This window comes from Fundidesulfovibrio sp. YSD1 (assembly GCF_055397115.1).
Window position 1 is genome coordinate 1,247,634 of record NZ_AP043666.1, and the last position, 12,915, is coordinate 1,260,548.

Below are 12,915 nucleotides of genomic sequence, written 5' to 3' on the forward strand. Positions count from 1 at the left end.
TCACTTGGCGGCCGCGCCGATGCGTTCCAGGTAGCGGCCGAGGCGGACTTTGTACTTCTCGACCATGTCGTACTTGCTCCGCTCCCAGAACGAATCGTCCCAATCGTAGCGGTACTGCCTGAGCTTCTTGTCCATCTTCTTGCCCATGACGGTGGCCTCGTGGATGAGGGGCAGCATCCTGTCGAGCAACGCCTTGTCCGTGACGCCCTCGAACACGAGGTCGCTCAGTTCGCGATGCACCTCGCAGATGGTGCGCTGCACATTCACGAACGGGAAGAAGGCGTAGTGCGAGTCGATGGATTCGAACTTCCGTTCCAGGACAATCTGCCTCATGCGCTGGTCGTCGCGGAAGTCGTCCCCGGATATCATCTGCATGGCCGCCATCAGGAAAAAGCGGTAGTCGGAGGGGATGTACCAGACGTGCTCCGTCCCGGCTTCCTCGTAGCGCAGAAGGGCGTCCCGCGCCTGGACCTCGGGGCAGGCCACCAGCACGTGCTCGTCCTGCCCCGGACGGACCGTGGCGGGATCGAGGACCGGGTGGCCGAGGAACTCCCCGGACCGGTGGTCGTCCATCACGCCCACGATGCGGAGGTCCGGGCGGAAATGGGCCAGCGCGGCCGCGACGTCCGCCGCCGTGGCGCACGCCCCGTACAGGTGCAGCCCTGCATTCTCGGGCAGGAGCGCCAGGACGAAATCCCTGTATTTGTCCAGCGGATCGATCTTATCCATTGCCGGGTACCCTTGTTTCCTTGCCCGCCGGCGCCGGACGCCTCGCGGTGAGATGGTAGAACCCGCGCAGCTGCGCTCCGGCGGGGACCTCGAACTCCAGGCCGAAGCCGCCCAGGCGCTTTTTTAGCAGCCCGAAGGCGATGGGCCAGACGTCCTCGAAGGTCTCGAAGGTCGCTCCGGTCAGCAGAAAGCGCAGCCGGGTGCGCCAGCCCGCCTTGTTCACTTCGATGAAGTGCGCCTGCCCTTGGGGCGAGAGCACCCGGGCCACCTCCCGGGAGAGGAGCTCCCACCCGGCGCGCACGAGCATGTTGCGCGCGATCACCGTGGAGAACGTCCCGTCGGCGTAGGGCAGCGGCCCCGGGAACCGGTACCCGGGGTACTTTTCCAGGTCGAAGCCCACGTGCTCGATCTCGACTCCCCTGGACCGCGCCAGTTCCGCCAGGGAAAAATCCATGCTCCCGTCGCCGATCAAAAGCGCCTTGCCGCCCCGCGCGCCCAGCCCGTCCAGGAGTTGGCGCACGAGCGCGAACTGCCGGTCCTGGATGGCCGGATAGTTGCGGTCGCGCCACTCCGGCAGGGCGTCCTCGCGCTCCGGGGGCCAGGAGAGGTCCTTCTCGGTCAGGCGCGGGGCGCGCACGGCCCGGCGGATGGCGCGCTGGAGCTCCACGGGCAGCCCGCGCACCGGATAGAGGGGGTTGCCCGCCGGGTCCTCCACGAACTCCCTGCGCACGAGCGGCGGCGGGGAGTCCCAGTCGAACCGGCCGACCTCCCCGACGTACTGTTCGGTCAGCTCAGTGCCCGGGAAGAACACAGTGGCCATGCCCATGCGGGCTTCCTTGGCCGGGATGTTGTTGTCGCGGATGAAGCGCACGGTCTCCATGGCCTCGGCCCCGCTCTCCCCGGGGTAGGAGAGCAGGAAGTTGTAGGAGCCGCAAACGCCCTCCTCCTCGATGATCCGCACGCCTTCGCGGGCCAGGGGCACGTCCACCTTCTTGCCCAGGAGGTCGAGCACGCGCTGCGAGCCGGATTCCATACCGGACTTGAGCATGACGCACCCGGCCCGGCGCATGAGCCGCACGGTCTCGGGGCGCACGGCGTCCATGCGCGTCCAGGCCACCCAGCGCATGTCCAGCCGCTCATCGATCATGAGCTGGCAGATCTCCTCCACGTGGGAGCGCTTCACGGTCATGGTGTCGTCGTGGAAGGCTAGGCTGCGCACGTCGGGCCAGCGGTTCCGGATCTGCTTGAGCTCCTCCACCACCAGGCGCGGCGAGCGGAAGCGCACCCTGGCCCCCCAGAAGTGCGAGGAGCAGCAGAACTTGCAGCGCACCGGGCAGCCCCTGCTGGTGAGCACGTGCACCTGCGGCGAGGGGAAGAGATCGTAGCGCAGGTCGATGGGCACGGAGCAGTCGAGCATGGCCTGGGCGTCGTGCACGTATTCCCTGTCCGGGAAGGGCAGCTCGTCCAGATCCAGCGGCGCGGCCTGGCGCGTGGCGGCGCGCACCTCGCCCGATTCCCGCCAGCAGAGGTTGGCGACCTCGGAGGCGGGCCTGGCCCCGGCCAGGTGCTCCATCAGTTCGGCAAAGGCCAATTCGCCCTCGCCCCGGATGATGAAGTCCACCTGCTCGCGGGCGCGCAATATCTCCTCGTACTGGAACGACGCGTGCGCCCCGCCGAGCACCACCCTGACCCCGGGCAGGCGCTCCTTCACGGCTCTGGCCCAGTGGTAGACGTTGTGGCGCGTGTGCGAATAGCAGCTGAAACCCACCACGTCGGGCCGAAAGCCCTCGATGAGCTCCATGGCCTGGGGGTCGGTCTTCAGGTAGCGCAGGGGCACGCGCTCGAAGGGGTAGTTCAGGTTGAGCCCGCCCACCTCGTGCCCGAGCCCCTTGAGGTAGGCGGCGAGGTACGCGAGCCCGAGCGATATCTTGAACCCCTTGGCGGTGCTCTCCCAGGTGCACGGCTCGATCAGGAAGATCCTCACGAATAGCTCTCCAGTATTGGTCAGCCGGGCCGCGTCAGCCGCAGCGCACGGCCTGGCCGCCGATGACGTTGCCGAAGCCGCCGCCCTTGTCCGGGTCGATGTACAGGTCGAAGCGGCTGGGCACCAGATCGTCCCAGCGCCGGTTCCGGTAGCCGACGCAGAAGAGGTAGACCGAGCCCGGGTCCGCGCCGTTGGCCGAGACGTACCTGGCCGTCAGCCCGTTCTCCTCGTAGAGCCCGCGCATGGCGAAGGGGGTGAAGCGCCAGTAGTCGCAGTAGCCCGCGCCGTGGTGCAGCTGCTGGATGTAGGGCACCACGGCGATGACCGCGTCCGTGGACAGCAGGCAGAGGTTGGCGAAGGCCTTGCGGAAATCGTAGATGTGCTCGAGCACGGTGTGGCTGAAGGCCACGTCGGCCATGCCCGCGAAGCCCGGGGGCAGGTCGGCCGAGAGGTCGAGCGTCAGCTCGCCCGGCTGGCCCTGGAAGCCCCGCTCCCCGCACTCGTGGTTGGTGACCACGTAGGACGAGGCCCCCGTGAAGTAATCCCGGTAGCGCCCGCCCTCCTTGTCCTCGTCCAGCCACCCGCTCACGTTGGCCACGCGCCCCCCGAAAAGCGGAGCGAAGCGGCGCAGCTCCTGGTTGGACCAGCACCTGGGCCTGCGGAACTTCCACCAGGCCTCGGGGTCGATGTGCGGCGGCGGCCCGTTTGCGGCGCTCATGGCCTGCCTCCCGCGTCCCTGGTCAGCACCCAGGGGAGGTGGTCGAGGGAATCCTGGGCGAGCGTGAGCCGCGTCGAGCCGGACAGAAGCTCCCTCACCCCCACCGGGGAGGCCAGGGAGAAGCCCTCGCTGGCAAGCAAACGCAAAAATCCCTCGAACGTGAAGCCGTTGATGTGGTCCATGGGGTGCACCGCCCCCTTGCCCGGGGTCCATCGGCCCTGGCGCATGGCCTCGATCTCGGGGCCCGCGTCGGGCACGCTCAGGAGGAGAATCCCGCCGGGAGCCAGCCGCGCTGCCAGTTGACGCAGGACCGCCCGGGGATCGTCCACGTGCTCGAGCACCTGGTTGGCGTGCACGGCGTGGTAGGGGCCGCGCGCCTGATCGAGGCCCTCGAAGACCTTACAGCCGAAACTTTTGGCGTGCTCCACCTTGCGCCGCGATATCTCCACGCCCTCGGCGTCCAGGCCCAGGGACAGGGCCAGGCGCAGCCAGTGGCCGTAGCCCATGCCGAAATCGAGCACGCGCGCGTCGCGGGCGCGCCCGGCGGGCAGGAGCGCCGGAATGAGCAGCACGGACGCGAGCACCCTGAGCCGGACCTCCATGGAAGCCAGGTCGGTCTTGGCCAGGGCCGCGTCGTGGTCGATGCCCTCCTCGTAGAGGCGCTCCACGCTGGGTCCGTCCAGGATGTGCTTCTGCCAGGCGAACCCGCAGGCGTCGCAGCAGAGCACCACATAGTCGCGCTCCAGGGCTTCGCGCACGAAGGTGGGCCTCGGGAACAGGGCGGCCAGGCTCGCGGCCACGGCCGGGTCGCCGAAGGGCCTGCGGTAGAGCTCGGCGCTGGGTTCGCCCTGGCAGAGCGGGCACGCGGGTCGCGTGACGAACATGGCCCTCACGCCCCTTCCCGCGCGCCCTCGCGCGGCGTCAGGCCCCACCACCCGGCCAGGCGCGCGGCCATGGCCTCGGCCACGAGCCGGTGCCCCAGCCCCCGGCCGTACTGGTCCAGGCGCGGCGGGTTGAAGTGGGCGTCGTCGATGTACACGCTCTCGGAAACCCCCGAGAACACGTCCAGAAGGCTCGCGGCGTTCATGCCCCGGCCGTCCTGGTCCAGCACGGCGCGCTCCATCATCCTGTAGGCCTCCTCGTGGCCGGAGCGCCCGCACAGGGCCTTCTCCTCCGGGGTCAGCTCCTTCGAGATCGCGGCGCAGGGCTGCATGAACACGGCCAGGCGCACGCCGTGCTCCCTCGCCACCGCGCCCATGGAGCGCAAGTGGCAGGCGTAGCGCCCGGCGGCCCAGGCCAGCGGGTCGTCATCCGATCCGGGGGGCTTGGCGAAGAGGCTGTCGAAGGTGGTGGGCATGGCGTCCGCCTCGCGCTCCCTGCGCTCGGCCCAGGATTCCAGCGCGCCCCGCAGGCGCACCGAGAGCCAGTAGGCCAGGCGCGAGCGCGAGAGCAGCAGGTCTTCCAGCATGGCGGCGTGCACGCGGCGCATGGCGCGCAGGGCGAACTTGCGCGCGGGGCTCCTGTCCACGCCGTAGAGGTTCAGCCACGGGTACTCGAAGCGGAGCCCCCGGCCAGCGACGCCCAGGATGCTGGCCATGGTCTCGTTGTAGCCCTCGAGGGTCACGAAGGCGTGCGCCAGATGCGCGTGCAGGCAGAGCATGGCCAGTTGCTGGGGCTGTTTCCAGCCGCCCACCGCGCCGTTCAGCACCCTGAAACGTTTTTTTCCGTCCGGCGGGAGATAGCGCTCGTTGAGCAGCGCCTCCAGCATGGGCGGGACGACCCCGCCCGGCGAGTGGTGGTCCTGGGCGAAGCGCTCGGCCACGGAGCCGCCGCTGACCATGATCACGAACTCGTCCTCGGGGCGCGCGGCCGGAAACTCGGGGCCGATGAACCCCTCGGAGTTGACGCGCAGCATCCCTCCCGTGGCCGGGGCGCGCCCTGCCGGGGGGTTGTCGTGGTTCACGTGCCCCAGGTGCGGGTGCGGCATGAAACGGTCGAAGAGGGTGGTGGCCTCCTTGCCGTCGGCCGCGTACATGTTGGGGTTCTCGTCCCAGAGCTTGCGGCGGATGGGCACGAGCCCGCCGTCGGCCACGGCGTACATGACCAGGAAGAACCCTTCCAGGCAGGCCGCGCAAAGAAGCGCCCAGCCCAAGGCGCCCGGGCCGAAGAACGCGTAGGCGCCCGCCGCGCAGACGCAGGCCAGCGCAAGGAAGCGCAACGGCCGCAAGCCTTTGGCCACGGGCATCAGCGCCCCCCTTTCGCGCCCCGGCGGGCGCTCCTACCACAGGGGATAGATCTCATCGGCCTTCTTCTTGCGCTTGCGCTGCCTGAGCCCCGCGTACACGGCGGCGGCCACGGCGGCGGCCAGCACGGCTGCTATGGCGTAGTACATATGCTCACCCGTTGTTTTCCGGTTCGAAGGTGACCGAGCCCAGGCAGGACACCACGGACGCGGCCGCGAAGCTGAGCGTGGGGCCGTCCATGCAGCACAGCAGCGAATCGAGCGCCGCCGCGCCGCCTTCCGGCCCCAGGGCCGCGAGAACGTGTTCCCGCAGGTCGAGCGACAGGACGTGCTCCATGCCGCGGTCGAACACCTCCACGGTGTCGTCGCAACAGAACACCAGGTTGCCGCCCCACGCAAAAACGTACCTGGGCGACCTGGGCAGCCCGGCCGGGCTGGGCAGCGCGGAAGCGCTCCCGGCGGCCGGGTCCCAGCGCCAGAGCCAGGAGTCCTTCCCGGGGGAACAGCCGAGGAACCGGCCGTACTTGCGCCGCACCTTGCCGGTGGAGCAGGCCAGCAGCCTGGAGCCGTCCGCAAGGGGCAGCACGGCGTGCGCGCCCGGAACGGCGCTCGCGCCCAGCAGCCCGGCGGCCACCGCGCCCCCGGCGTCGAATTCCTCGATTCTTCCGGAAAAAACGCAGACGCGCCAGACCCTTTCGCCCGAGGAAACCACGTTGAAGGGATATTCCACGGCCGGGACCGCCGCCTCGCCGAAGCGCCGCACGCGCCCGCTCCCCACGTGCAGGCAGGACAGGGAGACGGCCTGATCCGAGACGAATTCCGGGAAGACGACCCTTTCGCCGTCCGGGTGCGCGGCCATGCTGAGATAGGGGTTCACCCCGCCGGGCAGCGGGCGCAGGTCGATGGCGCGCTCCATGGGCACGGGCTCGCGCGAGCCGTCCGGGCCGATCCATTCGATCCGCGCGTCCACGTAATGGCCCTGCGCGTTCCTGTGCCGGGTGGCGGCCAGCATGCCGCCCTTCCACGGCAGGATGCTGCTCAGGCCCGGGTCGAAGGACTGCCTGTCCAGCGGCCCGGCCGAGAGCCCGGGGACGCCCGGGGGCCAGGCCAGCCCGAACCGGCCTTGCAGCTCAAGGAGCGCGGGCGACAACGGGGAGCGGCGCACGGCCTCGCCCCACAGCGCGCGGCCCTCCTGCCCCCCCTGCTCCAGCGCCTGCGCGGCCGCCATCTCCAGGGCGGCCGCCTTCAGCCGCCTGGCGCGCGACTCGAACGCCGCGGTCTGGTGGAAGGCGAGCACGAGCTTGTCGGCGGCCACGTGCAGGCTGAGCGCAGGCCCTTGGCCCGCGCCCTGCTCCTGTCCGGCCTGCTCGCGGCGGATCCCCGCGAGCAGGAAGCGCATCAGCGGCTCGCCGCGCACGGCCAGCCCGCGCAGGGCCGCGAAAGCGTCCTCGAAGCGTTCCAGGCGCCCCAGCGCCAGGCGGGGGTCGCGCGCGTCCAGGGCGGCCCTGGCCGAGGAGAGAAGTTCGAGGACCTCCTGGAGCTTGCCGCCGAGGGTCGAAATCATGACGCCCCCTCGCCGCCCGGGGCCATGCGGTCCATGAGCCCGCGCAGCAGCGGGTCGGGCTCGTCGATCACGAAGCCCTGGGCCTGTCCGGCCAGGATGAGCTCCTTGGCCCGGGCCAGGTCGCGGGGGGAGCCCACGGCCAGGGCCGGGCACGGGCAGAAATAGTCGGGGAAGTCCTGCCTGCCCTGCACGGGCTGGCCGGTCCTCGCGAGATGGCGCCTCTGGCGCGCTCCGTCGTAGCTCCACAGGCCGCTCTCCAGCACCAGGGCCTCGCGGATGTCCGCCGCGCCCTCCTCGGCCGGGACGAGCACCACGGCGGCCAGCGGCGCGTCCACGGCGTGGCCCAGGGCCAGGGGGCCGCACAGGCCCCGGGCCGCGCCCTCCGCATCCGGGACGGCGTCCAGGTCGTGAAGCTCGCCGCCGCTGAAAAGGGCCGCGTCCAGGGAAGGTTCGTCCAGGGGGCGCAGGTGCAGCTTCGCGCCCGGGACGCGAAGCGCCCGGGAGAAGTACAGGCGCTCGCCCCCGGCGTCCCGCAGCACCAGGAAATCCGTGGAGGTCTCCCCGGGCAGGGCGGCGACCGCAACGAGCCGCCCCGGCAGATCCCGGGCCATCCCGTCGGGGACCGCGCGCCTGGCGCTGTCCGGGCCGTCCAGCAGCAGGGCGAGCCCGTGCCCGGGGATGGGCCCTTCCCACACCACCGGCTCGCCCGGGCCTGCGGGAGAGTCCTCTCCGGGGATGTGGAAAAGGGTTCCGGGGGCGCAGTGCGCGTAGCCGTACGCTGCCCAGTCGAAGGGAAATCCGTCGCTGGCCTGGCCCTCCAGAGGGCTCACGACGTTCAAGGCCAGGATGGAGTGGTAGGCGTCGCACTGGATGGGGTTGTCGCGGCAGTTGGCCACCGAGAGCAGCAGAGCCTGGTCCGAGCCTTCGTGCCGCCGGACGGCCTTCAGGAGCGTCCCGGCGAAGAGGTTCAGCGCGAAGCCGTCCAGCACGAGCACGGGCTCCCCGGGCGCGACCATGCCCCGGGAAGACAAGAGCTCCAGCGCTTCCAGGCACCCGGCGGGCAAGAGGTCGTCGGGCTGCGGTGCGCGGCGGAACGCGGCCACCACGTGCTCGAGGCCCCGCGACACGGCGAGTTCCGCCAGTTTCTCGTCGCCCAGGACCGCCAGGGCGCGGCCTTCGGGCAGGGCCGCGACCATGTCCAGGTTGCGCCCAAGCGTCTCCATGCGCCCGGACGCACCGGGGCCGGACGCGTCGGGGAAGGATTCCGGAAGGCAGGCCAGCAGGACGACCCTCACGACAAGAGCCCCTTGAACTGCCCCGTGTCCAGCACTGCGCGGGCGATGCCCATGTCGCCGATGGTGTCGATGTCCACGAGCTGCACCGGGTCCGTGACCTTGTAGAGGTACACGCCGTGCGCCGCGAACTTGTCCGTCAGGTTGTGGGCGTGCATCAGGCCGTAGCTGCGGTAGTAGGTGGAGGCCGCCCCCTTGGGCCGGTTCACCGGAAAATCGGAGACGATGCGCCCGGAGCCGTCCAGGCGCAAAAAGCCTATGCCGTTGGCGGGGATGGGGCGCACGGTGATGGCGCTGCGGTAGCCGTTCAAAACCTTGGCGACCAGCGTCTCGACCATGTGGCGCGACCTGAACGGGCTGGTGGGATACATGGCCACGATGGCGCCCGGCTCGTAGGATTCGGCCTTGAGGGCGTCAAGGGTATGGCTGAACACGTCGTCGAGCATGGAGGTGTCCGTGGCCAGTTCGCTCGGGCGCAGGAAAGGCACTTCCGCGCCGTAAGCCCTGGCGGCGTCGGCGATCTCGGGGTCGTCGGTGGAGACCACCACCCGCGTGATCGCCGGGCAGGCCCTGGCCGCCTCGATGGTCCAGGCTATGAGCGGCTTGCCGCCCAGATCGAGGATGTTCTTGCGCGGCAGGCCCTTGGAGCCTCCGCGCGCGGGGATGATGCTCAAAACTTCCTGACGGGGCATGACCCGCTTCCTCCTGATACGGACTCGACAATACCCGTCAAATCAATGCATTTCCCGTTCCAATCAGCCCTGCCGGCCTTCCTCGAGCCTGTCCGGGCAGGCGAAGGGGTCGCCCAACGCTTCGCGCTCGGACGGGGACAGGGCCAGGAAGCGCCGCCTGGCCTTGGCGCTCACGGGCGTTCCGTCCGCGTAGGCCCCGTGCGAATAGGGGATGTGCCCGTACGGATGGAGTTCGGCCTGCCGGGCCACCCTGGCCCGGTAGCCCGAGAGCAGCGCGTCCAGGTCCGAGCCCGGCTCCACGGCGGCCTGGCGCTCGGTGAAGCGCGACAGCCTGGAAGGCTGGGAGAAATCGTAGCCGCTGTAGTGGAAGAAGAACAGGGGGCCGTCGCCGGTGACGAAGCGGCCGTTCTCGCGCCTGAGCGTGCGGTGGCCGTAGTTCCAGTAGGCCATGTTCCAGGCCTCGCTGCGGACGACGCGCGTCTCGTCCACGAAGGACGGCCCGGCAGAGGCCCAGAACTGGTCCACGAAGAGCCAGTAGTTTGGCTCCATCAGGCAGCTCTCCCTGAGCCGCCTGACCCACCAGTGCAGGAAGGCGCGCACCTGCGGGGTGTCGCGCACGGAGATGAAGCCCAGGTTGAACTGGCCCGCGTGGATGCAGGCCTGCACCGAGGGGAAGAGCCCGTCCTCCTCGGCCGGGGAGGAGATGTGCGGGGTGAGCAGCAGCTCGTAACGCGAAAGCAGCTCCTCAAGGGGCTTCGTGGACGAGAAGACCTCGATGTCCGGGTCGAAGTAGGTCACGGCGTCGTAGCCCTCTTCGAACAGGGCCAGGATGGCCGAAGGCTTGAGCGCGGTGTTGAACTCGGTGATGTCGTAATAGAAGCTCATCTGCCCGAGCCCCTCGACGCCCAGCGCCGAGGCGGGCCAGAGGCGCACCCCGGGCACGTCCTTGACCAGGGCGCACGCGGCGTCGCCCTCGGAGAGCACCACGTGTGCGTGCGCGCCCGGGTCCTGCGCCTTGATCGACTCCATGAGCGCCGTGGCGCGCGGGATGTAGTTGGCGCTGTTGATGGTCAGATAGGCGTGCTTCACCGGGCTCCCCCTGCTTGTCTGCCTTGCGCGGCCCGCTCGAAGAGCCGGGCCATCTTGTCCAGATACCCTTCGCGCGAGAAAACGCTTCGTATCCTCTCCCGCCCGGCCTCGCCCATGGCCCGGCGGAGCGCCGAGTCCCCGGCCAGGCGGGCCACGGCCGAGGCCAGGGCGTCCACCTCGCCTACGGGCGTGAGAACCCCGGTGACGCCGTCAAGGACGAGCTCCGACGCCCCGCCCGAGGCCGTGGCCACCACCGGCCTGGCCAGATGCATGGCCTCCTGGACCACCAGGGGGAAGGGGTCGGAGAGCGAGGGCAACACGAGCATGTCCGCCCCGCGCATGAAATCCATGGGGTCCGGCCGCGCCCCTATCCAGGCGCAGCCGGCCTGCGCCGCAGTGCCCTCCACGCGCGCCTTGAAGGCGTCCGCCGCCCCGCCGTCGGGGCCGACCAGCACGAAGCGCAGGAGCGGGTTCTCGCCTGCCAGGCGCACCGCGCACTCGGCCAGCTCCGGCACGCCCTTGCGCTTGGAGAGCACGCCCACGAAGCAGGCCACCACGGCCTGCGGCGGAAAACCGGCCGCATCGAGGAGCTTTCGCCGCGCGGCTCCGTCGTCTCCGGGTCCGATGGCCGGGATGCCCGTGTGCGCCACCTCCACCAGCGACGGCTCGACCCCGGGGGCGGCCGCGAGGAACTCCTCCCTGCACGCCTGGGACACGCAGAGCACCGCGCGCGACAGCCCGGCGATGTCCGCGTAGGCCCGGGACGCGCCCTGGGGCGCGACGAGCCACGGGTCGCGCGAGAGCATCTCGTGGGAGTACCAGACGTGGGCCAGCCCTTCCAGGCGGGCCGCCTCGGCGGCCTCGCGGATCACGCAGGTGTTGGTGACCACCAGGTCCGGGGCGATCTCTTTGAGCACCGCGCGCACGGCTCGCACGCGGGCCTCGAAACCCTCGGGAAAGCGGGCCAGCTGTTCGGGCGAGCCGATCCACCAGCGCATGGGCGCGCGCCTGACCTCCACCCCGGCCCGGGCGAGCACGGCCTCCATGGGGCCGCCCTCCTCCGGGACCAGGACCACGGGCTCCACGCGGCCCCTGTCCAGCTCGGACACGAGCCCCATGAGCACGTTCTCGGCCCCGCAGCCCGTGTTGGCCGTGTGCGAGGCGAACACGACCCGAAGCGGCCCCGCGCGGCCTATGGACGCGCCAAACATGCGCGCCCCCTCACATGTTGGCGGCGGCCGCCTTGGCCGCCCTGTGCTCCCGCCAGGCGTTCTCGGCCTCGTCGCGGATGCGCACCAGGTCCTCGGCCGTGAGCGCGTCGGTGCGCACCACGGAGTTGTGGTAGCCGTCGTAGTCGTCGTAATTGGTGGAGAGCAGGTGCCCGCGCTCGATCAGGTCCCTGTGGAAGCGGCTGCCCGGGAACGGCGTGGCGATGGAGAATTGCAGGCTGTCCGGGTCCAGCGCCAGGGCGGTCTCCACGGTCTGGCGCGCGGTCTCGGCGGTCTCCCCGGGCAGGCCGAACATGAAGGTCAGGTGGTAGGAGATGCCCAGCTCCTTGGTGATGCGCACGGTCTCGGCCACCTTGGCCAGGTCCAGGCCCTTGCACGCGGCCTTGAGCAGATCCTGCGAGCCCGACTCCACCCCGTACTTGAGCGCGACGAGCCCGGCCTCCTTGAGGGCGGTCAGGATCTCGCGGTCCATCTGGTCGGCCCTGGCCATGATGGCCCAGGGCAGGTTCAGCTTGCGCTCCTTGATCTCCCGGGCCAGCTCCAGGATCCGCGGCTTGCCGATGTTGAAAGTGTCGTCGTCGAAGTAGAAGGACTTGAAGCCGTGGCGCTTCACGCAATCCTCGATCTCGTCCACCACGTCCCTGGGCGAGCGGGTGCGGTAGGAGTTGCCCCCGTACATCAACTGCGGCCAGGCGCAAAAGATGCAGCCGAACGGGCAGCCGCGCGAGGCTATCACCTGGAGCGACGGGGCCGGGATGCCGCCGGGCCGGTCGCAGTAGCGCTCCATGGGCAGAAGCTCGCGCGCGGGCCAGGGGTAGTCGTCCAGGTCGCGCAGCTTGGGCGCGGGCTTGTTCACCGTGACCGCGCCGCCCTCACCCCGAAAACCGAGCCCGGGCACGTCCGACACGTCCTTGCCTTCGCGAAGCCTTGAGAGCAGGTCCAGCAGGTTGAACTCGTACTCGCCCGAGAGGGTGAAGTCCGCGTGGGCGTGCTTCTCCAGGAATTCCGGGGAGCCGAGCCCGAAGTGCGCGCCGCCCAATACGATGCGCACGCCCTTGCCCAGCATCTCCCTGGCCTTTTCCAGGACGCGCATGTCGGTGTTCAGCGAGGCCGTGGAGACCTCGAAGAACACCACGTCCGGCGCGGCGGCCTTCAGGCGCGCGAAGAAGGCCTCGTCGCCCAGGTCCTCGGCGATGGCGTCCGTGAGGGCCACCTCGAAGCCGTTGTCGCGCAGGAGCGCGGCCGCGTAGGCCAGGAAAAAGGGGAAGGGCATGTAGGAGCAGCCCTCTTTCTCGAAATGCGGCCAGCGCGAACCGGCGCGCACGCCGTAGAATCCGGGCTTCTTCCAGGGGGCGTTGGCGAGAAACACCTTCATG

11 protein-coding genes are annotated in these 12,915 nt (G+C 70.2%); all 11 read right to left on the reverse strand.

Annotated features, from left to right (window positions below):
* Complete coding sequence (locus tag ACZ5V4_RS05880) at window positions 1-729, reverse strand: hypothetical protein (protein ID WP_464317244.1); 729 nt, start codon at window positions 727-729, stop codon at window positions 1-3.
* On the reverse strand, window positions 722-2,713 hold the full coding sequence (locus tag ACZ5V4_RS05885) for a cobalamin-dependent protein (protein ID WP_464317245.1): 1,992 nt from the start codon (window positions 2,711-2,713) through the stop codon (window positions 722-724). The genes ACZ5V4_RS05880 and ACZ5V4_RS05885 overlap by 8 nt, the downstream gene beginning before the upstream one ends.
* Before the next feature lie 34 nt (window positions 2,714-2,747).
* Window positions 2,748-3,431: a hypothetical protein gene (locus ACZ5V4_RS05890; RefSeq protein ID WP_464317246.1), complete on the reverse strand. Its 684-nt coding sequence runs from the start codon at window positions 3,429-3,431 to the stop codon at window positions 2,748-2,750.
* Complete coding sequence (locus ACZ5V4_RS05895) at window positions 3,428-4,315, reverse strand: class I SAM-dependent methyltransferase (protein WP_464317247.1); 888 nt, start codon at window positions 4,313-4,315, stop codon at window positions 3,428-3,430. Before ACZ5V4_RS05895 ends, ACZ5V4_RS05890 begins: the two co-directional genes overlap by 4 nt.
* A gap of 5 nt (window positions 4,316-4,320) precedes the next feature.
* Complete coding sequence (locus tag ACZ5V4_RS05900; protein WP_464317248.1) at window positions 4,321-5,676, reverse strand: hypothetical protein; 1,356 nt, start codon at window positions 5,674-5,676, stop codon at window positions 4,321-4,323.
* Between the two features lie 151 nt (window positions 5,677-5,827).
* Window positions 5,828-7,237: a hypothetical protein gene (locus tag ACZ5V4_RS05905; RefSeq protein ID WP_464317249.1), complete on the reverse strand. Its 1,410-nt coding sequence runs from the start codon at window positions 7,235-7,237 to the stop codon at window positions 5,828-5,830.
* The gene (locus ACZ5V4_RS05910; RefSeq protein WP_464317250.1) at window positions 7,234-8,532 is read right to left on the reverse strand and encodes a hypothetical protein; all 1,299 of its coding nucleotides are present in this window, start codon (window positions 8,530-8,532) and stop codon (window positions 7,234-7,236) included. Before ACZ5V4_RS05910 ends, ACZ5V4_RS05905 begins: the two co-directional genes overlap by 4 nt.
* Window positions 8,529-9,221 (reverse strand): acylneuraminate cytidylyltransferase family protein, encoded by a 693-nt coding sequence (locus ACZ5V4_RS05915; RefSeq protein WP_464317251.1) that lies wholly within the window; start codon window positions 9,219-9,221, stop codon window positions 8,529-8,531. Before ACZ5V4_RS05915 ends, ACZ5V4_RS05910 begins: the two co-directional genes overlap by 4 nt.
* A gap of 63 nt (window positions 9,222-9,284) precedes the next feature.
* Window positions 9,285-10,310 (reverse strand): hypothetical protein, encoded by a 1,026-nt coding sequence (locus ACZ5V4_RS05920; RefSeq protein WP_464317252.1) that lies wholly within the window; start codon window positions 10,308-10,310, stop codon window positions 9,285-9,287.
* Window positions 10,307-11,521, reverse strand: a complete 1,215-nt coding sequence (locus ACZ5V4_RS05925; protein WP_464317253.1) for a glycosyltransferase family 4 protein — start codon at window positions 11,519-11,521, stop codon at window positions 10,307-10,309. The genes ACZ5V4_RS05920 and ACZ5V4_RS05925 overlap by 4 nt, the downstream gene beginning before the upstream one ends.
* 10 nt (window positions 11,522-11,531) lie before the next feature.
* On the reverse strand, window positions 11,532-12,914 hold the full coding sequence (locus tag ACZ5V4_RS05930; protein WP_464317254.1) for a B12-binding domain-containing radical SAM protein: 1,383 nt from the start codon (window positions 12,912-12,914) through the stop codon (window positions 11,532-11,534).
* Between the last annotated feature and the right edge of the window lies 1 nt (window position 12,915).

Coding starts and splice junctions, on each gene's coding strand:
- ACZ5V4_RS05925 (WP_464317253.1), bottom strand. CDS start 11,521: ATGTTTGGCGCGTCCATAGGCCGCGCGGGGCCGCTTCGGGTCGTGTTC.
- ACZ5V4_RS05915 (WP_464317251.1), bottom strand. CDS start 9,221: ATGCCCCGTCAGGAAGTTTTGAGCATCATCCCCGCGCGCGGAGGCTCC.
- ACZ5V4_RS05905 (WP_464317249.1), bottom strand. CDS start 7,237: ATGATTTCGACCCTCGGCGGCAAGCTCCAGGAGGTCCTCGAACTTCTC.
- ACZ5V4_RS05930 (WP_464317254.1), bottom strand. CDS start 12,914: ATGAAGGTGTTTCTCGCCAACGCCCCCTGGAAGAAGCCCGGATTCTAC.
- ACZ5V4_RS05880 (WP_464317244.1), bottom strand. CDS start 729: ATGGATAAGATCGATCCGCTGGACAAATACAGGGATTTCGTCCTGGCG.
- ACZ5V4_RS05890 (WP_464317246.1), bottom strand. CDS start 3,431: ATGAGCGCCGCAAACGGGCCGCCGCCGCACATCGACCCCGAGGCCTGG.
- ACZ5V4_RS05895 (WP_464317247.1), bottom strand. CDS start 4,315: ATGTTCGTCACGCGACCCGCGTGCCCGCTCTGCCAGGGCGAACCCAGC.
- ACZ5V4_RS05900 (WP_464317248.1), bottom strand. CDS start 5,676: ATGCCCGTGGCCAAAGGCTTGCGGCCGTTGCGCTTCCTTGCGCTGGCC.